The organism is Streptomyces sp. SYP-A7185, from assembly GCF_046103685.1.
GTDB lineage: Bacteria > Actinomycetota > Actinomycetes > Streptomycetales > Streptomycetaceae > Streptomyces.
Genome location: NZ_CP122310.1, coordinates 4,773,759 through 4,793,826, shown reverse-complemented (window position 1 = coordinate 4,793,826; position 20,068 = coordinate 4,773,759). Strand labels below are relative to the sequence as shown.

Here is a 20,068-nt window from a genome sequence, read left to right as displayed (position 1 = left end):
CTCGGCGGTGCCGGCGAAACCCGCGCTCAGCAGTCCTTCTTGCCGTCGGACGTCGAGGGCGCCGGCTTGGGCTCGGCGAGTACCGCCAGAGCCTTGTCGGCGTCCTCTTTCTTTGCCAGATCCTTGAACTTCGTGCCCAGGATGAGGTCCACCTCGCCGCCCTTGCGGGCGTCCGTGCGGTTCTCGGTGCCCGCGAGCTGCGTGCCGAGGACCGGCAGGGCGGTCTCCGCGGCGGTCTTGGCGCCGAGCAGTATCCCCGTGCCCTTGACCTTCTTGTCGAACTCCTTGGGCGCGTTGTCCACCTTGCCGATGGCGAAGCCGCGCTTCTTGAGCTCGGCCGCCACGTCCTTGGCTAGGCCGGAGCGGGGCGTCGCGTTGAAGACGTTGACCTTGATCTGGCCCGGCTTGGGCAGCGCCTTGGGTGCGGGTTCGGCCGAGGGGCCCGGCCTGGGTGCGCAGTCGCCGCGGGAACTGGCCGCCGAGGCCTTGTCGCCGCCCGTGAAGACGTCGATGAGCTGCAGTGTTCCCCAGCCGATCAGACCGACCGCGAGGGCGGACGCGACCACCGCGAGCACGAGCCTGCGGCGGCCACTGGGACGGCGCATACGCGGGTATTTGGCCCCCGTGATGCGGTACTTGCCGCCCATGCCGGGGGGAGTGAGCATGCTCATGGGCGCAGCGTAGTGCGACGACGCCGTGATGCCTACTAAATGATCATTGACTCGGGCGCAGTCCAACCCGAAAGGGCCAATACCGGAAGCGGCCGGGGGCGTGTCGGACCGGCGCCGCGGCGGTGCCGGCCGGGCGTCGCGGCCGGCCGGTCGGCGTCAGCCCAGTTCGAGGACGCGGGCGTGCAGCACCTGGCGCTGCTGGAGCGCGGCGCGGACCGCGCGGTGCAGTCCGTCTTCCAGATAGAGGTCGCCCTGCCACTTCACCACGTGCGCGAAGAGGTCGCCGTAGAACGTCGAGTCCTCCGCGAGGAGCGTCTCTAGGTCCAGCTGGCCCTTGGTCGTCACGAGCTGATCGAGGCGGACCGGGCGCGGCGCGACGTCCGCCCACTGCCGGGTGCTTTCCCGGCCGTGGTCGGGGTACGGCCGGCCGTTTCCGATGCGCTTGAAGATCACACGGAAAGCCTACCGGGCGAGGCTCTCCGGGCGCAGCCATGGAGACGGAGTGCGACTCTGGGAAATGACGTCGTAAAGCGGTGCAAATCGGGTACGGCCCAGCCGGGAACAGGGGCAGAAGTGAGCGACAGCCAGCCGATCCCGTCCACGGCGGAGGGCGCGAAACCCCCTAACGAGTCGTCGCCGGTCACGGAGGTGACAACCGGAGGAAGTGACTCCGGTGGGTCCGCGGATGTGCCCGCGACGCTGCCCCCGGAGGCACGCGACATCGTCTCCGGGTATGCCTTCGAGGGCCCCGCGCTGGACCTCGGGGCGCTCCTGTGGAACGGGCAGTGCCTGCCCGGCGCCCAGATCCGTATCCCGCTGGCCATGCTCAACCGCCACGGGCTCGTCGCCGGGGCCACCGGCACGGGAAAGACCAAGACGCTTCAGCTGATCGCCGAGCAGCTGGCCGCGCAGGGCGTGCCGGTGTTCCTCGCCGACGTCAAGGGGGACGTCTCGGGGATCTCGGTGCCGGGCGAGAGCGGGGAGAAGGTCGCCGAGCGTGCGGGGCAGGTCGGGCAGGTGTGGGAGGCGACGGGCTTCCCCAGCGAGTTCTACGCGCTGGGCGGGATCGGGACCGGGATCCCGGTCCGGGCCACCATCACGAGCTTCGGCCCCGTCCTGCTCTCCAAGGTGCTCCAGCTGAACCAGACCCAGGAGCAGTCGCTGGGCCTGATCTTCCACTACGCCGACCAAAAAGGGCTGGAACTGGTCGATCTGAAGGATCTGCGGGCCGTGGTGACGTTCCTGACGTCCGACGTGGGCAAGCCCGAGCTCAAGGGCATCGGCGGCCTCTCCACGGTCACCGCGGGCGTCATCCTGCGGGCGCTGACCGCCTTCGAGGCGCAGGGCATGGGGGACTTCTTCGGGGAGCCGGAGTTCGACACGAGCGAGTTCCTGCGGGCGGCGCCGGACGGGCGAGGCCTGGTGTCGGTCCTCGAACTGCCGGCCGTGCAGGACAAGCCGCAGCTCTTCTCGACGTTCCTGATGTGGCTCCTCGCGGACCTCTACAACGACCTGCCCGAGGTGGGCGACCTGGAGAAGCCGAAGCTCGTCTTCTTCTTCGACGAGGCGCACCTGCTCTTCAACGGGGCGTCCAAGGCCTTCCTCGAAGCGATCACCCAGACCGTGCGGCTGATCCGGTCCAAGGGGATCGGCGTCTTCTTCGTGACGCAGACACCGAAGGACGTGCCCGGCGACGTCCTCGCCCAGCTGGGCAACCGGGTCCAGCACGCGCTGCGGGCGTTCACGCCGGACGACCAGAAGGCCCTGAAGGCGACGGTCCGGACGTTCCCGAACTCGGCGTACGACCTCGAGGAAACCCTGACCGCGATCGGCACCGGCGAGGCGGTGATCACCGTCCTGAGCGAGAAGGGCGCGCCCACGCCGGTGGCCGTGACGCGGCTGCGGGCCCCGGAGTCGCTGATGGGGCCGGTGGAGGCGAGCGCACTGGAGGCGGCGGTGAAGGCCTCGCTCCTGTACGGGCGGTACGCGGAGGCGGTCGACAGGGAGTCGGCGTACGAGAAGCTGACCGCTCGCCAGGTGGAGGCGGAGGAGGCGGCAGCGGCGGTCGCGGCGGTGGCAGAGGCGGAGAAGCAGGCGGCGAAGGAAGCGGCGAGGGGAGCGGCGAAGGGGAGCGGTTCCGGTTCCGGTTCGGTGGTGGACCAGGTGGTGGGCAGCGGCATCTTCAAGTCCCTGGCCCGCTCCCTGGGAACGCAGCTCGGCCGGGAGATCTCGCGGTCGGTCTTCGGAACGGCCCGGCGCAGACGCTGAGGCCCGGGTGCCGGGTGGTCGCGTCTGCGCCGGGTGAGGGTGGCCGGAGTCAGCGGTCGTTGTGGCCGGGGGTCTGCTGGGGGGTCTGTTCCTCTTCCTCGTCCTGCGCCTTGCGGGTGGGGGCGGGTGTGGGGCCGGGCGTGGGCGCGTTGCGTACGGCTTCGGCGCGGAGGAGGGCGTGCAGGGCCGCGTAAGGGTCGATGGGCATGGGTTTCTGTCCTGTCCTCGGTTCGCTGCTGCTGGGGGTGACGGGGTGGCGGGGCCCGTCAGCAGCGGAGGACGACGGAGCGTGGCGCGGGGACGTGGACGCGGCCACGGGCGCGGAGAGGGGTGGCCCGGCGGGGCGCACGGGGGCGTGCGGTGGGGGTGGCGCCGGGAGCGGGGCGCCGCACGGAGATCCGGAGCGCGCTGTCGGCTGTGTCCTGGTGGGCCTCGCCGGTGGGTTCGGTGGACATGGCCGCGGGGGGCGCGGGGGCGGCTTCCGCGGGAGCCGCGGGGGCGAGGACGGCGCCCAGGAGGGCCACCAGGATGAGGGCAGTGCGCAGCCACGCGGGGCGGGGCTTCGCGACGCGGCTCATAAGGGGTCATGTCCCCCGGCGAACCCCGGTTGCTGTTCTCCACGGCCCAGATCCCCCCTCTTGGGCTAGGCGCGGGCCGGAGGGTGACGGCCGGGGGGCCTTGGGGTCGCGGCCTGCTGATCGTCGCCGGGGGCCCTGGGGGGCGCCGCCTGGTGCTGCTTGCCGGGGGCCCTCGTGGCGCCCCCGGTGCTGCATGCCGGGGTCCCTTCGGTGCTGCTTGCCGGGGTCTTTTGGCGGCGGCCCTTGGTGCTGCTGGCCGGGGGCCTTTTGCGGCAGCCCCTGGTGCTGCATACCGGGGCCCCTGGGGGGCGCCGCCTGGTGCTGCTTGCCGGGGGCCCTCGTGGCGCCCCCGGTGCTGCTTGCCGGGGTCTTTTGGCGGCGGCCCCCGGTGCTGCATACCGGAGCCCATCGATGGCGCCCCCCGGTGCTACTTGCGGGGCCCCAGGCGGTCCTGCCCGGTGTTGCTTGCCGGAGGGCCCCAGGCGGCCCCGCCCGTCACTACTTGCCGGAAGCCTTCGCCGCCGCCTTCAGCTGCTGTTTGTGGGTGCGGACCCGCTGGAGGGATTCGGGGCCCGTGATGTCGGCCACCGAGCGGTACGCGTCCGGCTCTCCGTACGCTCCCGCCGCCTCCCGCCAGCCGTCGGGGCGTACGCCGAGCTGCTTGCCGAGCAGGGCCAGGAAGATCTGGGACTTCTGCTTGCCGAAGCCGGGCAGGTCGGTCAGGCGCCCCAGGAGCTCCTTGCCGGAGGCCGCGCTCTCCCACAGGGCGGTGGGGTCGCCGTCGTAGTGCTCGACCAGGTAGGCGCACAGCTGCTGGATGCGCTTGGCCATCGACCCCGGGTAGCGGTGCACCGCCGGTTTGGCGGACAGCAGGGCGGCGAACTCATCGGGGTCGTACGCCGCGATCTCGTGCGCGTCGAGGTCGTCCGCCTCAAGGCGCCGCGCGATCGTGTGCGGGCCCGCGAACGCCCACTCCATCGGGACCTGCTGGTCGAGCAGCATCCCGACGAGCGCGGCCAGCGGGCTGCGGCCGAGGAGCTCATCGGCTTCCGGCTCCTGGGCGAGGTGCAGGGTGACGTCCATGAAGCCGATCATCCCGCGTGCGGCGGGCGCCCGCACGGCGGGTCGGGGCTGGCGGCGGGACGTCTAGCCGGGCCCCGCGCCCGTGGTGTTGAGGTCGCGCGGCGACCGGGCCCGCAGCCGCAGCGCCAGGAGCGGGAAGACGAGCACCGACACCATCGCCGCCCCGACGAGCGCGGCGGCCTCACCCTCCGTCAGCGCCTTGTCGTCCAGGCCGATGGCGGTGATCGCGACGACGAGCGGCAGGGCGGTGGAGGAGAAGAGCGTGAGGGCCCGCCGGTCGCGGGTGTCCAGGTCGCGCGGGGCGAGGACGTACACGGGAAGGCCGCGTACGACGAGGAAGAGGAGGAGGAAGACGGGCAGCAGGAGCAGGGGGCGGCCGCCGTCCAGGAGGGCGCCCAGGTCGAAGTCGATGCCGGTGACGACGAAGAACACCGGCACGAGGAAGCCGAAGCCCATCGCCTCGATCTTCCCGAGGACCACCTCGCCGCTCTCCGGCCCCGCGCCCTGGAGCACGAGCCGGGTGAGCAGGCCCGCCGCGAACGCGCCCAGGAGCGTGTCGAGCCCGAAGGCGTACGAGAGGCCGAGCATCAGGGCGAGCAGCAGCATGACGAAGCGCACCGCGAACTGTCCGCTGCTGTGCAGGGTCTTGGCGACGACCTGCGAGAACCAGGGCGGTCTCGGCCGCAGCGCCCAGAAGACCGCGGCGGCCGTGACGGCGGCGAAGGCGGCGAGCACCGCGGTCGCCGTGCCGGGCGCGCGGCCGCTCAGGAGCAGGGACATCGCGATGATCGGGCCGAACTCGCCGACCGCGCCGAACGCCATCATCACCGTCCCGAAGCGGCCCCGCAGGTCCCCGGAGTCGCGCAGGATCGGCAGCACCGTACCGAGTGCCGTGCTGGTCAGCGCCGTGCCGATGACGAAGCTCTTGGTGACGGCACCCGCGGTGAGCGCGAACGCGACGCCGAGCCCGAGCGCCAGCGCGATCACCCACGACCACACCGAACGGCGCAGGGTGTCCCCGCGGACGGCGCCGAACTGGATCTCGTACCCCGCCAGGAAGATCAGCATGGAGAGGCCGAGATCGGAGAGCGCGTCGATGACCGCGTCGTGATGGGCCCATCCGAGCACGTCGGGTCCGACGAGGATGCCGAGCAGGATCTCGAAGATGACCAGGGGGATCGGGAGCCAGCGGCTGAAGCCGTGGGTGAGGAGGGGTGCGAGCACGGCGATGGCCATGATCAGGATGAGCGTCCCCGGCTGCGACATAGAACGTATTTAACCTAGAGCCGGGCAAAACGGATACTGGACGACGCGAACGCCACCCCCCGACACAGGACTACTGGATCTCCACCGGGCAGGGCTCTACTGGATCTCCACCGGGCCGTCGTTCTTGGTGGCCGTGTCCGTCTGGCCGCGCTGGGCGGGAGCGCCCAAGTAGCGCTTGATGTCGACCGGCTCGCGGTCGCCCGGCCGGGGCGGCCCGGCGGGGGTGCCGAGGTTGTTGCGCACCGAGTCCAGGATCGTCAGACCCTGGCCGACCAGTCCGGCCGCGATCTCGCCGAGACCGTCCGCGCCGTTCAGGACGTTCACGTTGGCGCCCGAGAGGCCCGTCGCGGCCTCCTTCACGATCAGCGGCAACTGGTCGATCAGCATCCGGTCGAGCGCCACCCGGTCGTACGACGCCGCCGCCTCCGCCTGGATCTTCATCCGCTCGGCCTCGGCCAGCGCGAGGACCCGGATGCGCTCGGCGTCCGCCTCCGCGGGCTTGATCACCTCGGCGACCAGCTGCTGCTGGCGCAACTGGGCGGCGCGCTCCGCCAGTTCCGTGCGCGCGTCGAGCACCTCCTGCTGCGCGTGCGCCTCCGCGAGCGGGCCCGCCTGGGCTGCCCTCGCCTGGGCCTGCTCGACCTCGGCGGAGTACCGGGCCTGCACGATCGCCGTCTGCCGGGCGTACTCGGCCTGGTTCCGCGCGGCCTCCTGCTCGGCCTCGGCCGCCGCCTGGGTGGCCTTGGCCTGGGCGATCTGGGCCTGGCGCTGGATGGCCGCCTTGTGCGGGGCGGACATGGCGTCGATGTAACCCGTGTCGCCGTCGTCGATCGACTGGATCTGGAGCGAGTCCACGTGCAGGCCGATCTTCGCCATCTCGGACTTCGAGGTGTCGAGGACCTCGGTGGCGAGCTTCTGCCGCTCGGTGACGATCTCCTCGACCGTCATCGAGCCGATGATGGAGCGCAGATGGCCAGCGAAGATACGGCCGGTCAGGACGGACATCTGGTCCTGGTCGGAGAGGAAGCGCTGGCCCGCGTTGACGATGCTCTCCGTGTCGTTGCCGACCTTGAAGGCGATCACGGCACGCACGCTGAGGGCGATGCCCTGGCGGGTCACGCAGTTCTCCACGACCTCCGCCTCGCACATCGACAGGGTGAGGAAGCGGGTCTTGCGGAAGACGGGCAGCACGAACTTGCCGTGCCCCGTCACCACCCGGAACGGGGCGCCGCCAAGCCCTCGCCTGCCCCCGGAGATCAGCATCGCCTGGTCGGGGGCGGGAACGCGGTAACCGAACATCGATCGACTCCTCAGCCGGCGCCGCCGGCGCCGCCGCCGGTCAACGCGTCCAACGGTTCTGCCCACTTGATGACATCGACCTGGCGGCTGCCCCGGGACTCGATCACGAGTACCGAGGAGCCGTGCGGCAGCGGTTCGTCGGACCAGGCGATAAACGTCTCGGAACCCCCGCGGATCCGCACCAGGACCTCGCCGGGCCCCGCGGATCCGCGCGTACCCACGACGAGTTCACCGGTACAGCCGATCACAGCCTCATCCGGCGCCATTCGCGGCCGCCTCCCCCGTGTCATGCAGGCTCTGTCTGGATCCTGACCTTAGCGCGGGGGGAGCGGGGCGCCCATGTGTGGCGCATGGGTGGCCGGGGAGTTGATGCGGGGGCGCCTTCCGGCCGGTGCCCGCCGTGCTGCGGTCGGGCGGCCGCCATGTGGTGGATGCGATGCGTGGGGCGCGCCCACCGAGCCGCGGCCTGCCCGCCGCCCTGTGTTTGCATACCGCGATGAGCCGAGCCCCCGTCCCGCGCGCCCACCCCACCCCCGAGGCCCCCGTCACCGTCCGGCCCCGCCTGGATCCCGACCTCCGCGCCTGCGTGGAAGCCCTCCGGCAGGTGCGCCTCGCCGACGGCTACCCCACCAACTGGCCCGCGCGCCCGGCCGATTGGCTGACCGGGGGTGGGCTCCTCGGGGCCTGGGTGGCCGCACTCGGCGGCCGGGTCGCGGGGCACGTCGCGCTGTGCCGCAGGACGCCGGACGACGTGGCCCCCGGGGTCTGGAGCGGACGTACCGGCACGGACGTCGACGAGATCGCCGTGGTCAGCCGCCTTTTCGTCGCGCCGGACGCCCGCGGGCACGGCATCGGGGCGCTGCTGCTGGCCCGGGTCGTGGCCGAGGCCGGTGAGCTGGGGCTCTTCCCGGTCCTGGACGTCGTCGCCTCCGACACGTCGGCGACCGCGCTCTACGAACGGACGGGATGGCGCTTCCTCGGCACGGGCCTCCAGCACTGGAGCCCCGAGCAGACCGTCACCGTCCGGTGCTACGCCGCCCCGGACCCCACGCCCAGCTGAGCCACCGCACCCCGCAGCGCGTCCAGGAGGCCCCCCACCGCCGGGCGGTCCGGCGCGGGACCCCGCACCGCCGCGTAGATCGACCGGAGCGGCACCGGATTGCGGACCTCGCGGACGACCACCCCGGAGTGCGGTGCGCCCAGGCCGAGTTCCGGTACGAGTGCGACGCCGAGGCCCGCGGCGACGAAGCCCTGCGCCGTGGCGTAGTCCCCGCTCTCGACCACGAAGTCCGGGCTGAAACCGGCTGCGCCGCACGCTTCGATGACGGGGTCGAGGCAGGGACCCGGCGACTCGCTCGCGACCCATGGCTCCTCGGCCAGGTCGGTCATCTCCAGGTGCTCCTTGGCGGCGAGGGGATGCCCCAGAGGGAGTACGGCGTGATAGCGGTCGTCCAGGAGATGCTCGAACCGGACGCCGTCCACGCCCGGTTGACCGGGCGGCCGGACGACGAGGGCGAGGTCGGCCTCGCGGTCGCGCACCGCCGGCATCGGGTCGTCGGGGTCCGACAGCTTCAACTCGACCTGTACGCCCGGCTGGGCGCTCCGCAACGCGGCCAGCGCGGGGGCGACCAGCAGCGCGCCCGCCGTCGTGAAGTAACGCATCGACACCCGGCCCGTCCGCCCCGCCCGCAGCTCCGCGAGCGCGGTCTCCGCCTCGGCGATCTGCCGGCCGATCGCGACCGCGTACCCGGTGAGCAGCCGCCCGGCGTCCGTCGCCCGCACCCCGCGTCCGGTGCGCTCCAGGAGGGCGATGCCCGCCTCCTTCTCCAGGGCCGCCATCTGCTGGCTGACCGCGGAGGGCGTGTACCCGAGGTTGCGGGCCGCCGCCGTCACGGAACCGCTGGTGACCACCGCCCGGAGGACCTGCATGCGCCGCGTATCAAGCATGCAGCAGAGCTTAACTCTGCCCGGAATTCCTTACGTACAACTAATAGGGAGAGCGGGCGGACGGTGGATAAAGTCAGCAACCGGTGCGGCGCGCGCAGCAGCCCCAGGGCGTGAACGTGAAGGAGCGGAACATGTCTTACCCGGATCCCCGCTATCTCGGCGAAGAGGGCGAGATCAACGCGGTGTTCAGACCGGCCGGCCAGGAGCCCGAGCTGGTCGCCGCCAACGGCAACCGCACGCACTACCTCGCCACGCACGCCTCCACCGGCGGCGAGTTCGGCCTCTACCGGGTCGACATGGCCCCGAAGTCGCCGGGCCCGAGCACCCACTTCCACAAGTCGATCTCGGAGTCCTTCTTCGTCCTGTCCGGCCAGGTCCAGCTCTACGACGGAGAGCGCTGGATCACCGGCGGCCCCGGCGACTTCCTCTACGTCCCGGTCGGCGGACTGCACGCCTTCAAGAACGACGGCGACGACCCCGCCTCCATGCTCCTGCTCTTCGCGCCGGGCGCCCCGCGCGAGGAGTACTTCGAGCAGGTGGCGGAGATGGCCCAGAAGGGCGGCAAGGAGTTCGGCGAGTTCCTCGTCAAGCACGACAGCTTCTTCGTCGAGCGCTGAGGACCCCGTGAGAATCTGCCTGCTCGGCCCGGTCGAAGCCACCGCCGACGACGCGACACCGGTCGCCCTGGGCGGCGTACGGCTGCGCATGCTGCTCGCCGGGCTCGCGCTGGAAGGCGGGCGTCCGGTCTCCGTCGACGCCCTCGTGGACGGCCTGTGGGGCGAGCGGCCCCCGGCCGACGCGGGCAACGCCCTCCAGGCGCTGGTGTCCCGGCTGCGCAGGGCCCTGCGCGGGGTGGGCACGGTGGACTCCGCCGCGGGCGGCTACCGCCTTGCGGTGCGCGACGCCGACGTGGACGCGCACCGCTTCGAGGAGCTGGCCGGGCAGGGCAGGCGCGAACTGGCCGCGGGCCGCGCGGAAGCGGCCTCGGCGACCCTGGGCGACGCCCTGGCCCTGTGGCGCGGCCCCGCCCTCGCGGACGTCCTGGAGGCACCCTTCGCCCGCCCCGCCGCCACCCGCCTCGACGACCTGCGGGCCGCGGCGGCGGAGGACCGCTTCGACGCGGAACTGCGCCTGGGGCGGTACGCCGACATCCTCTCCGACCTCGAATCGGCGGGCGCCGAGCGGCCGCTCGGCGAGCGCGTGGCCGCCCTGCGGATGCGCGCGCTGTCCGCCGCGGGCCGCAACGCCGACGCGCTCGGCGTCTACGAGGAGATGCGGGGCCGGCTCGACGACGAACTCGGCGTCGACCCGTCGGCCGAGCTGAAGGACCTCCACCTCGCGCTCCTGCGGGGCGAGATGGAGCAGCCCGCCGCCCCCGCCGCCGAGGCCGCCCCCGCGCCCCACCGCCTCCCCGCCCGGCTCACCAGCTTCATCGGCCGGGACGCCGAACTCGACCGCCTCGCCGCGCTCCTGGCCACCTCCCGCCTGGTCACGCTCGTCGGGCCCGGCGGTGCGGGCAAGACCCGGCTCGCGCTCGAAGCCGTCACCCGGCATCGCGCGTACCGCCGGGGCCGGGTGTGGTTCGTGCCGCTGGCCGGTGTCGGCACCCCGGACCAGCTCGCCGACGCCGTGCACGCCGCGCTCAGCACGGGACCGTCCGGCGAGGGCGCGCGGGCCGGCCGCGTGACCGAGGTGCTCGACGTCGGTGAGGCCGTCCTCGTACTGGACAACTGCGAGCACCTGGTCGACGCGGCGGCGGACCTCGCGCACGAACTCCTCGACAAGCTGCCGCACCTGCGGATCCTCGCCACCAGCCGGGAGCCCCTCGCCATCACCGGCGAGGCGCTGTGCCACCTCGGTCCGCTCGGGGTGCCCGCGGGGGACCCGGAGCTCGCGGAGGCGGCCGGCTCCGCGGCGGTGCGCCTGTTCGTCGACCGGGCGTCGGGAGTACGGCCCGGCTTCGCGCTCGACGCCTCCACCGCGGGCCCGGTGGTGGAGATCTGCCGTCGGCTCGACGGCCTGCCGCTGGCCCTGGAGCTGGCCGCGGCCAAGCTGCGCTCGATGAGCGTCGGCCAGATAGCCCGCCGCCTGGACGACCGGTTCCGGCTGCTCACCTCGGGGAGCAGGACCGCGCTGCCGCGCCAGCGGACGCTGCTCGCGGTCGTCGAGTGGAGCTGGGACCTCCTCGACGAGCCCGAGCGGACGCTCGCCCGCAGGCTGTCGGTCTTCCCGGGCGGCGCGACGCTCGCCGCGCTGGAGGCGGTCTGCTCGGACGAGACGTTGCCGGCCGACGACGTGCTGTACGTCGTGGGCTCCCTGGTGGAGAAGTCCCTCTTGGACACGGCGGAGGACTCCGACGGGGAGCAGCGTTACCGGATGTCGGAGACGGTCCGGGCGTTCGCGGCGGGGCGTTTGGCGCAGGAAGGGGCGGGCATCGGGGGCGCGGGAGCCGCGGGGGCGGCCGGCTCGTCGACCGTGGCCCGTTTCTCCGGGTACTTCCTCGCCCTCGCCGAGCAGCACGAGCCCGCCCTGCGCACCGGCGACCAGCTCCGCTCCCTCGCGCTCTTCGACGCCGAGCACGACAACCTGGTCGCCGCCCTGCGCGCGGCCGTCGAGGCCCGGGACGCGGAGCTCGCCGCCCGGTTCGTGCGGGCGCTGTTCTGGTACTGGGGCATCAGGGGGATGAGCACCCAGTTCGAGACGTTCCTCGCCGAGGTCCTCACCTTCGACGAAGCCCTGCCCGGCCGGGCGCGGGCCGCCTTCCGCGTGATCCGCCTGATGGCGGGGACTCCGGGGGCCGCGGGCGGCGACGACCTGCCCGTACGGACGCTGATCGAGGACTGCGAGCGGTCCGGCGCGGGGGAGTTCCACCCGGCGCTGCTGCTCTGGGTCCCGCTCCTCGCGTTCCTCACCGGCCACGACGACCTGGGGGAGAGCGGGCTCCGGCGCGCGGCGGAGCGGCCCGAGCCCTGGGTGCGGGCGAGCGCGCACTGGGCGCGGGACTTCGTGCTCACCGGGCGGGGCGAGCAGCCCGCGGGGGCCGCATCGCGCCGCGCGGCACTGCGGGGCTTCGAGGAGGTGGGCGACCGGTGGGGCATCAACCTCGCGCTGCTCGCCGTCGGCGGCGACCACTCCCTGCGCGGGGAGCACGCCGAGGCGATCGCCGCGTACGCGAGGGCGGTGACCGTCAGCGGTGAACTCGGCGCCGAGGACGACCTGTTCAACAGCCGGGCGCGGCTCGCGGCGGAGCGGCTGCGCTGCGGCGACCGGGAGGGCGCGCTGCGGGACATCCGCGCGGCGCAGCGGCAGGCCAAGGAGCGGGGCTACCGGCGGATGGAGGCCGAGTTGCTGTTCGGCCTGGCCGATCTGTACCGCAGGTCGGGGGAGCTCGACCGGGCCGAGGCGACCGTCGACCGCCTGGACACCGTCGCCGACCGGCTCACGCTTCCCGAGGCCATGGCCCGCGACCTGATCGCGGGCGCCCGTATGGCCGACCGCCTCGCGCGGGGCGACGCGGCAGGAGCGCGCAAGCTGCTGCCGAGGGCGGTGAGCGGGGCCTTCGCCCGGGGCGAGGTCACGGACATCGCGCGGGCCGCGGAACTCCTGGCCCGCCTGCTCCTGCTGGAGGACGACCCGGCGGGGGCGGCCACCGCCCTGGGGATGAGCCGGGTCGTGCGGGGGGTGTTCGACGAAGGGGATCCGCAGCTGCGGGAGCTGGTCGCCGAGACCGCGGGGCGGCTGGGTGCCGCGGGGTACGAGGAGGCGTACGGCGGGGGCGCCGGGCTGCCGAGGGCGGACGCACTGAACCGGCTGACCGAACTTGCCGGTCAGCCGGTGGTGTCCTAGCGGGGGCGGGGCGGGGCGGGGGCGCAGGCCTCAGGCGGCGCGCTTGCGGTAGGCCCGCATGGCGAGGGGGGCGAAGACCGCGACCACGCCGACCATCCAGGCCAGGCCGCCGAGGAGCGGTCCGGCGACCGCGCCGCCGTTGAGCAGGCCGCGCATGGTGTCGGACATCAGGCTGACGGGGTTCACGTCCGACCAGACCTGGAGCCAGCCCGGCATGGTGCTGTCCGGCACGAAGACGTTGCTGGCGAAGGTGAGCGGGAGCACCAGGACGGTCATCAGGCCCTGCACCGAACCGGGGGTCTTGACCAGCATGCCGACGTACACCGACATCCAGGAGAAACTGACGGCGAACCCGATGAGCACCGCGAGCGCGGCCAGCGCCGCCGCCGGGCCGGTGTCGAACCGGTAGCCCATGGCCAGGGCGAGGGCGATCAGCGTGGCGAGGCACACCACGTACCGGACGACGTCGGCCAGCACCGCGCCGATCAGCGGCGCGGACCGGGCGATCGGCATGCTGCGGAAGCGGTCGAAGATGCCGGTGGTGGAGTCGGCGTTGAGGGAGACGCCGATGCCGATGCTGGCCTGGAAGACGGTCATCACCATGATGCCGGGCGTGATCATCTGGAGGTAGGCGTCGGTGTCGCCGCCGGCGATGGCGCCGCCGAAGAGGTACACGAACATCAGCAGGAAGACGATCGGCGTGAGGACGACGTCCACGAGCCGTGCGGGCGACTTCACGAACTTGGTGACGCCACGCCCGGCGAGGGCGAAGCTGTGGCGGGCGGCCTTGGCGGGGGTGATGCGGAGGGCGACGGGGTGGGCGCTCATGACGGGGTCCTCTCGGCAGGGTGAAGGCAGGGGGGAGTGGGGGCGGGCGCGGGCTGGCGCGGGACAGGGACCGAAGGGGACTAGCGGAGAGACGCACCGACCGCGCCGGTCTCACGGGACTGCCCGGCCTCACGGGTCCGCCCCGCCTTGCCGGTGAGGGCGAGGAAGACCTCGTCCAGGCTGGGAAGACGCAGTCCCAGCTCGTCGGCGGTGATACCGGCCCCGTCGAGCCGTCGTACGAGGGCGGAGACGAGCATGGGGTCGTCGACGGGCACTGTGAGCAGACCGTTGTCGGCGTCGTGCTGGGGCGCGGCGCCGGTGAGCTCGGCGAGGATGCCGTTCACGACGTCCAGATCGCGGGCGAGGGTGGGCCGCACCTGCAAGGTCTGACCGCCCACGCGCCGCTTGAGCTCGTCGGGCCGGCCTTCCGCGACGACGCGGCCGCGGTCGAACACGGTGATGGAGTCGGCCAGTTGGTCGGCTTCTTCCAGGTACTGCGTGGTGAGCAGCACGGTGGCGCCGTCCGCGACCAGCCGCCGCACGACCGACCAGACCTCCTTGCGGGCATGCGGATCGAGGCCGGTGGTCGGCTCGTCCAGGTACAGGACCTCCGGCCGCCCCACGAGGCTCGCGGCGAGGTCGAGCCGGCGCCGCATGCCGCCGGAGAAGGTGCTGATGGGCCGCTGGGCGGCCTCGGTCAGCTCGAACCGCTCCAGGAGTTCGGCGGCCCGTGCCTTGGCGTCCCGCCGCGACAGATCGAGCAACCGCCCGAGGAGTACGAGATTCTCGGCGCCGGACAGCTCCTCGTCCACGGAGGCGTACTGCCCCGTGAGCCCGATGAGGCTCCGGACCCGCACCTGATCCCTGACCACGTCATGGCCGCCGACGGTGGCGTGCCCGGCGTCGGGCCGCAGCAGCGTCGACAGGATCCGCACGGTGGTGGTCTTCCCGGCACCGTTCGGCCCGAGCACCCCGATCACCTTGCCCGCGGGAACCTCCAGGTCGACGCCGTCCAGCGCGACGAAGTCCCCGTACTTCTTGACCAGACCCTCGGCCTTGATGGCGTACGACATCGTGATTCCCCTCCGAGGCCCTACCCGGGCCCTCACCTCGTCCTTCTCGACACCCAGAACGATGCCGACACCCCCTGACAACCACCGGCCAGCACGCTGACAGGGGCTGACAGGGACTGACAGGGGGAGGGACGCCTTGTCAGCCGCGAAGGGAACGGAGGGAACACCTGCGACAGGCGCAGCCAAGGCCGATCATGGGCTCCATGCCCGAAGCGATATGGATCAAGTTGATCGGCACGTTGCCCAGCCTCCTGTGGGTGACGTTCGCCGTGGTCGCCTTTCTGTCGTTGCGAGGGACGCTCATTCGCAGCTTGGTCCCCCGGGTCACGGCTCTACGGGCTCTCGGGATCGAGGTCGAGATGGCGGGCCAACTGCTCGACCAGGTCGCTGAGCACAGCGACACCCCGGTGACGCCGACGATGAGGCGGGGAGTCCTGGGCAGACTGGAGCACGCAGCCGACACGCTGAGAGGCGGCAGGCTCCTCTGGATCGACGATCACCCTGAGCACAACGGCGCCTTGATCAGCATCTTCCGGTCCATGGACATGATCGTGGACACGGCCCGCTCGACCGACGAAGGATTGGTCGCGCTGCGGCACGGCTCGTACGACATCATCCTGAGCGACATAGATCGTGACGGGGATCCTCAGGCGGGGATCAGCATGCTCCGTGCGCTGGAGAGCCAGAACGTCGATCTGCCCGTCGTGGTGCACTCACAGAACTTCGACCGGGAGTTGGGCGTCGACCGCCGCATTTTCGCCGCGACGAACAACCCGGTGCAGGTCGTGCACTACGTGATCGACCTGATGGAAAGAACCCGGTTCGGAGCGCCGGAGGTCTGAGGCCAGAGGCCCGCGACGGTCTGACACGGAATCCGGTCGAGAAACGTCGAAGGGCCCCACTGCGAACAGTGGGGCCCATCAACCTCGTGCCCGGTGAGGCACTGGCGGAGGATACGAGATTCGAACTCGTGAGGGGTTGCCCCCAACACGCTTTCCAAGCGTGCGCCCTAGGCCACTAGGCGAATCCTCCGCCGCAAACAATACAAGACGTTGAGGAGTGCTCGCGAACCAGATCGTCCTCGGGGGCGAGATCGGTTCGAAGATCGGTCCCGGGGTCCGTCTCGGGGCGAAGCCGGCGTCGCTTCCGGGGGTGGGGATCCGCTAAGGTGGGCGTCAGCCCCTCACGTGGCGCTATCTGACTGAACTCCCCCAGGGCCGGAAGGCAGCAAGGGTAGGTTGGCTCTGGCGGGTGCGTGGGGGGCGCTTTGCGTTCGCGGTACGTGTTGTCAGTGGGCGCCTATAACCTCGTATGCGTGTCGTCTCTCGCGTTGTACCGCCGCTATCGCCCGGAGTCGTTCGCCGAGGTCATCGGGCAGGAGCATGTAACCGACCCGCTGCAGCAGGCGCTGCGCAACAACCGGGTCAATCACGCCTACCTGTTCAGTGGTCCGCGCGGCTGCGGCAAGACGACGAGCGCGCGCATCCTGGCCCGCTGCCTGAACTGTGAGCAAGGTCCCACCCCGACCCCCTGCGGCGAGTGCCAGTCCTGCCAGGACCTGGCGAGGAACGGCCCGGGGTCGATCGACGTCATCGAGATCGACGCCGCTTCGCACGGTGGCGTGGACGACGCGCGTGACCTGCGCGAGAAGGCCTTCTTCGGGCCGGCGAGCAGTCGCTACAAGATCTACATCATCGACGAGGCCCACATGGTCACTTCGGCGGGCTTCAACGCCCTCCTGAAGGTCGTCGAGGAGCCGCCGGAGCATCTGAAGTTCATCTTCGCGACGACGGAGCCCGAGAAGGTCATCGGGACGATCCGCTCGCGTACGCACCACTACCCCTTCCGGCTCGTGCCGCCCGGCACCCTCCGTGAGTACTTGGCCGAGGTGTGCGGCCGGGAGCAGATGGCCGTCGAGGAAGGCGTGTTCCCGCTCGTCGTGCGGGCCGGCGCCGGATCCGTGCGTGACTCGATGTCCGTCATGGACCAGCTCCTCGCCTCCGCGGCCACGGACGGTGTGACGTACGCCATGGCGACGTCCCTCCTCGGTTACACGGACGGATCGTTGCTCGACTCCGTGGTGGAGGCCTTCGCGTCGGGGGACGGCGCGGCGGCCTTCGAGATCGTCGACCGCGTCATCGAGGGCGGCAACGACCCGCGGCGCTTCGTGGCCGACCTCCTGGAGCGGCTGCGGGACCTGGTGATCCTCGCGGCGGTTCCGGACGCGGCCGAGAAGGGGCTCATCGACGCCCCGTCGGACGTCGTGGAGCGGATGCAGGCGCAGGCGAGCGTGTTCGGCGGCGCCGAGCTCAGCCGCGCGGCCGACCTCGTGAACGAAGGCCTCACGGAGATGCGGGGTGCGACCTCGCCCCGCCTCCAGCTTGAGCTTATCTGCGCCCGTGTGCTGCTTCCGGCCGCGTACGACGACGAGCGCTCGCTCATGGCTCGGCTCGACCGGCTCGAGCGTGGCGGGAACTTTGTCGGGGGGGCTCAGGGGGGTGGGATGCCCGGTCCCGGTCCGGGGCTTGGTGCTGGCGCTGGTTCCGGTGGGGGTTTTGCTGGTCCTGGTGCCGGGCCCGCCATGGGGTACGTGCCTGGGCCCGACGTTCATGCCGGGGCTCAGCCCGGGGGTGGCGACGTGCAGGTTCCGCCGGGGGGCGGGGTTGCCGCGGCTCGGGCCGCTGTGCGGGGCGGGGGGGCTGCGGGTTCGGCCCCGGTCTCGCCCTCGCCCTCGCCTTCACCTGCTCCTTCGCCTGCTTCTGCTCCTTCGCCTCCGCCTGCCTCTGCGGCTCCTTCTGCGCCCGCTCCCGCGTCTCCTCCCGCTGCTGAGCCTGCTGCCGCCGCGCCTTCCGGGGAGCGGCGGCCTGGCGGGTGGCCCACGGCTTCCGCTCCCGGGAGTGGGCCTAAGCAGGCCGAGCCCGCTCCGTCCGCTCCTTCCGCATCTACTGGCGGGGCGCGGCCCGGAGGGTGGCCCACTGCTGCGGCTGCCGGGGGTGGTGCTCCCGCCCCCGCTTCCGCCCCTGCCGCTACGCCCGCTCCCGCGTCGGCCCCGGCTCCGCAGCCGCCTGCTGCGGCTCCCGCGGCCGCTCCGGTCGGCGGGCCCGACCCGCGGACCCTGTGGCCGAACATCCTTGAGGCCGTCAAGGGGCGCCGGCGCTTCACCTGGATCCTGCTCAGCCAGAACGCCCAGGTGGCGGGCTTCGACGGAACGACCCTGCAGATCGGCTTCGTGAACGCGGGGGCGCGGGACAACTTCGCCAGCAGCGGCAGTGAGGATGTGCTGCGGCAGGCGTTGTCGGAGCAGTTCGGGGTGCAGTGGAAGGTCGAGGCGATCGTTGACCCCTCGGGGGGTTCGGCGCCTCCGCCTGCGGCGGGCAACTTCGGGGGCGGTGCCGTGGCTCCGGCCGTCCGGCCCGCTCCTCCGCAGCAGCAGTCGCCCGCTCCTGCGGCTGCGCCCCCCGGCGGGGCCGGTCGGGCGCAGGCCGCTCCCGCGTCCGCCCCGGCTCCGGCGCCCGCTCAGGCTCCGGAGCGGCGGGCTCCCGAGCATGTCTCTCCGGAGGACGACACCTGGGCGGATGATGATCCTGATCTGGTCGAGTCCGCTCTGTCCGGGCATGACCTGATCGTTCGGGAGTTGGGCGCGACGGTTCTTGAGGAGTACAACAACGAGCCGTGAGGGGGCCGGGGCGTGTTTTTCCTTCCGCCCGCTTCGCGGCGGATATTTCCCGCCCGCCCACCCGCCCACCCGTCCGTTCGCCCCGCAGTCACCCCCTCACCGTAGGAGCGACTCCAGGCCCCGCCCTGGACGATCCTCCAAACCCGAGCCACCCCCCAGCTGGGGCGGCCGTACGAAGCCACGGCTTGGTGCCAGCTAGGCTGGCGGGCGTGAAGGTCCTTGTCATCGGCAGTGGTGCCCGCGAACACGCCCTGTGCCGCTCTCTGTCCCTCGACCCCGACGTCTCCGCCCTGTACTGCGCCCCCGGCAACGCCGGCATCGCGGACGTGGCCGAGCTGCACCCGGTCGACGCCCTCGACGGCAGCGCGGTGGCCGCCCTCGCCACCACCCTCGGCGCCGGTCTGGTGATCGTGGGCCCGGAGGCGCCCCTGGTCGCCGGAGTCGCCGACGCCGTGCGCGCAGTCGGCATCCCCTGCTTCGGGCCCTCCGAGGAGGCCGCCCGGCTGGAGGGCTCCAAGGCCTTCGCCAAGGACGTGATGGCGGGCGCCCAGGTGCCCACCGCCCGCTCCTACGTCTGCACGAACGCCGAGGAGATCGACGAGGCGCTGAACGCCTTCGGCGCTCCGTACGTCGTGAAGGACGACGGGCTCGCGGCCGGCAAGGGCGTCGTCGTGACCGACGACATCGAGGCCGCCCGCGCGCACGCCCTCGCCTGCGACCGCGTCGTCATCGAGGAGTTCCTCGACGGCCCCGAGGTCTCCCTCTTCGCCGTCACGGACGGCGTCACCGTCGTCCCGCTCCAGCCCGCGCAGGACTTCAAGCGCGCCCTCGACGGGGACGAAGGGCCGAACACCGGCGGCATGGGCGCGTACTCGCCCCTGCCCTGGGCCGACCCGAAGCTGGTCGACGAGGTCATGCAGAGCGTGCTCCAGCCGACCGTCGACGAGCTGCGCCGCCGGGGCACCCCGTTCGCGGGGCTGCTGTACGCGGGCCTGGCGATCACCGGTCGCGGCGTACGCGTCATCGAGTTCAACGCCCGCTTCGGCGACCCCGAGACGCAGGTCGTCCTCGCCCGCCTGAAGACGCCGCTCGCCGGAGTCCTGCTGGCCGCGGCGAACGGCACCCTCGCCGACCTGCCCCCGCTGCGCTGGAGCGACGACGCCGCGGTGACCGTGGTCATCGCCTCGCACAACTACCCGGGCACCCCGCGCACCGGCGACCCCATCGAGGGCCTCGACGACGTGGCCGCACAGGATGCCCCGGACGCGTACGTCCTGCACGCGGGGACCAAGCGCGACGGCGACGCGGTGGTCAGCGCGGGCGGCCGTGTGCTCTCCGTGACCGCCACCGGCACGGATCTGACCGCGGCCCGCGAGCGCGCGTACAAGGCGCTGTCCCGTATCCGCCTCGACGGCTCCCAGCACCGTACGGACATCGCGGCGAAGGTGGCCGCGCAGGCGTAACCGACGTCACACTCACGCCACCCGCAGACGGCTCTCAGGCCCCGGATCTCCCAAGGGATCCGGGGCCTGA

Annotated in this window: 18 protein-coding genes, 1 tRNA gene and 1 other RNA gene; 8 read left to right on the top strand and 12 right to left on the bottom strand. The window is 72.4% G+C overall.

Annotated elements, in window-relative coordinates; genetic code table 11:
* Positions 1 to 26: 26 nt before the first annotated feature.
* Together QBL25_RS20965 and QBL25_RS20960 are read right to left on the bottom strand one after the other, a co-directional pair.
* On the bottom strand, positions 27 to 671 hold the full coding sequence (locus QBL25_RS20965; RefSeq protein ID WP_409058560.1) for a LytR C-terminal domain-containing protein: 645 nt from the start codon (positions 669 to 671) through the stop codon (positions 27 to 29).
* Between the two features lie 156 nt (positions 672 to 827).
* The gene (locus QBL25_RS20960; protein WP_003955420.1) at positions 828 to 1,124 is read right to left on the bottom strand and encodes a type II toxin-antitoxin system VapB family antitoxin; all 297 of its coding nucleotides are present in this window, start codon (positions 1,122 to 1,124) and stop codon (positions 828 to 830) included.
* Between the two features lie 234 nt (positions 1,125 to 1,358).
* Here QBL25_RS20960 and QBL25_RS20955 point away from each other — a divergent pair, with 234 nt between their 5' ends.
* Entirely contained in the window at positions 1,359 to 2,939 is a 1,581-nt protein-coding gene (locus tag QBL25_RS20955) for a helicase HerA-like domain-containing protein (RefSeq protein WP_409058559.1), read from the top strand.
* A 49-nt stretch (positions 2,940 to 2,988) separates the two neighbouring features.
* Here the strand turns inward: QBL25_RS20955 and QBL25_RS20950 are convergent, their stop codons facing one another.
* From QBL25_RS20950 to QBL25_RS20925, 6 genes are all read right to left on the bottom strand, one after another.
* Positions 2,989 to 3,147: a hypothetical protein gene (locus QBL25_RS20950; RefSeq protein WP_409058558.1), complete on the bottom strand. Its 159-nt coding sequence runs from the start codon at positions 3,145 to 3,147 to the stop codon at positions 2,989 to 2,991.
* 58 nt (positions 3,148 to 3,205) lie between these two features.
* A complete protein-coding gene (locus tag QBL25_RS20945; RefSeq protein ID WP_409058557.1) occupies positions 3,206 to 3,517 on the bottom strand; it encodes a hypothetical protein in 312 nt (103 codons plus the stop codon).
* Positions 3,518 to 4,015: 498 nt separating this feature from the next.
* A complete protein-coding gene (locus QBL25_RS20940) occupies positions 4,016 to 4,600 on the bottom strand; it encodes an HhH-GPD-type base excision DNA repair protein (protein ID WP_409058556.1) in 585 nt (194 codons plus the stop codon).
* Positions 4,601 to 4,663: 63 nt separating this feature from the next.
* Positions 4,664 to 5,866: a cation:proton antiporter gene (locus QBL25_RS20935; RefSeq protein WP_409058555.1), complete on the bottom strand. Its 1,203-nt coding sequence runs from the start codon at positions 5,864 to 5,866 to the stop codon at positions 4,664 to 4,666.
* A 96-nt stretch (positions 5,867 to 5,962) separates the two neighbouring features.
* On the bottom strand, positions 5,963 to 7,165 hold the full coding sequence (locus QBL25_RS20930) for an SPFH domain-containing protein (RefSeq protein WP_409058554.1): 1,203 nt from the start codon (positions 7,163 to 7,165) through the stop codon (positions 5,963 to 5,965).
* Between the two features lie 11 nt (positions 7,166 to 7,176).
* Positions 7,177 to 7,431 carry a hypothetical protein gene (locus tag QBL25_RS20925; RefSeq protein ID WP_409058553.1) on the bottom strand — a complete coding sequence of 85 codons (255 nt, stop codon included), beginning with the start codon at positions 7,429 to 7,431 and terminating at the stop codon, positions 7,177 to 7,179.
* Between the two features lie 230 nt (positions 7,432 to 7,661).
* Between QBL25_RS20925 and QBL25_RS20920 the strand changes: the two genes are divergently transcribed.
* Positions 7,662 to 8,225, top strand: a complete 564-nt coding sequence (locus QBL25_RS20920; protein WP_409058552.1) for a GNAT family N-acetyltransferase — start codon at positions 7,662 to 7,664, stop codon at positions 8,223 to 8,225.
* Here QBL25_RS20920 and QBL25_RS20915 read toward each other — a convergent pair.
* Positions 8,195 to 9,112: a LysR family transcriptional regulator gene (locus QBL25_RS20915; protein WP_409058551.1), complete on the bottom strand. Its 918-nt coding sequence runs from the start codon at positions 9,110 to 9,112 to the stop codon at positions 8,195 to 8,197. The genes QBL25_RS20920 and QBL25_RS20915 overlap by 31 nt on opposite strands.
* Before the next feature lie 131 nt (positions 9,113 to 9,243).
* Between QBL25_RS20915 and QBL25_RS20910 the strand changes: the two genes are divergently transcribed.
* Positions 9,244 to 9,729 (top strand): cupin domain-containing protein, encoded by a 486-nt coding sequence (locus tag QBL25_RS20910; RefSeq protein ID WP_409058550.1) that lies wholly within the window; start codon positions 9,244 to 9,246, stop codon positions 9,727 to 9,729.
* A gap of 7 nt (positions 9,730 to 9,736) precedes the next feature.
* A complete protein-coding gene (locus QBL25_RS20905; protein WP_409058549.1) occupies positions 9,737 to 12,958 on the top strand; it encodes an AfsR/SARP family transcriptional regulator in 3,222 nt (1,073 codons plus the stop codon).
* 30 nt (positions 12,959 to 12,988) lie between these two features.
* Here the strand turns inward: QBL25_RS20905 and QBL25_RS20900 are convergent, their stop codons facing one another.
* Together QBL25_RS20900 and QBL25_RS20895 are read right to left on the bottom strand one after the other, a co-directional pair.
* Positions 12,989 to 13,786 (bottom strand): ABC transporter permease, encoded by a 798-nt coding sequence (locus QBL25_RS20900; protein WP_409058548.1) that lies wholly within the window; start codon positions 13,784 to 13,786, stop codon positions 12,989 to 12,991.
* 80 nt (positions 13,787 to 13,866) lie between these two features.
* Positions 13,867 to 14,859, bottom strand: a complete 993-nt coding sequence (locus QBL25_RS20895; RefSeq protein WP_409058547.1) for an ATP-binding cassette domain-containing protein — start codon at positions 14,857 to 14,859, stop codon at positions 13,867 to 13,869.
* Between the two features lie 203 nt (positions 14,860 to 15,062).
* Between QBL25_RS20895 and QBL25_RS20890 the strand changes: the two genes are divergently transcribed.
* A complete protein-coding gene (locus QBL25_RS20890) occupies positions 15,063 to 15,701 on the top strand; it encodes a response regulator (protein ID WP_409058546.1) in 639 nt (212 codons plus the stop codon).
* 102 nt (positions 15,702 to 15,803) lie between these two features.
* Here QBL25_RS20890 and QBL25_RS20885 read toward each other — a convergent pair.
* A tRNA-Ser gene (locus tag QBL25_RS20885) sits at positions 15,804 to 15,891 on the bottom strand.
* Positions 15,892 to 16,033: 142 nt separating this feature from the next.
* Between QBL25_RS20885 and ffs the strand changes: the two genes are divergently transcribed.
* The 3 genes from ffs to purD all read left to right on the top strand — a co-directional run bounded on the left by ffs (position 16,034) and on the right by purD (position 19,998).
* Positions 16,034 to 16,132: signal recognition particle sRNA small type (gene ffs, locus QBL25_RS20880), an RNA gene on the top strand.
* A 42-nt stretch (positions 16,133 to 16,174) separates the two neighbouring features.
* Positions 16,175 to 18,535, top strand: a complete 2,361-nt coding sequence (locus QBL25_RS20875; protein WP_409058545.1) for a DNA polymerase III subunit gamma and tau — start codon at positions 16,175 to 16,177, stop codon at positions 18,533 to 18,535.
* Between the two features lie 209 nt (positions 18,536 to 18,744).
* Positions 18,745 to 19,998: a phosphoribosylamine--glycine ligase gene (gene purD, locus QBL25_RS20870; RefSeq protein ID WP_409058544.1), complete on the top strand. Its 1,254-nt coding sequence runs from the start codon at positions 18,745 to 18,747 to the stop codon at positions 19,996 to 19,998.
* The last annotated feature ends 70 nt before the right edge of the window (positions 19,999 to 20,068 follow it).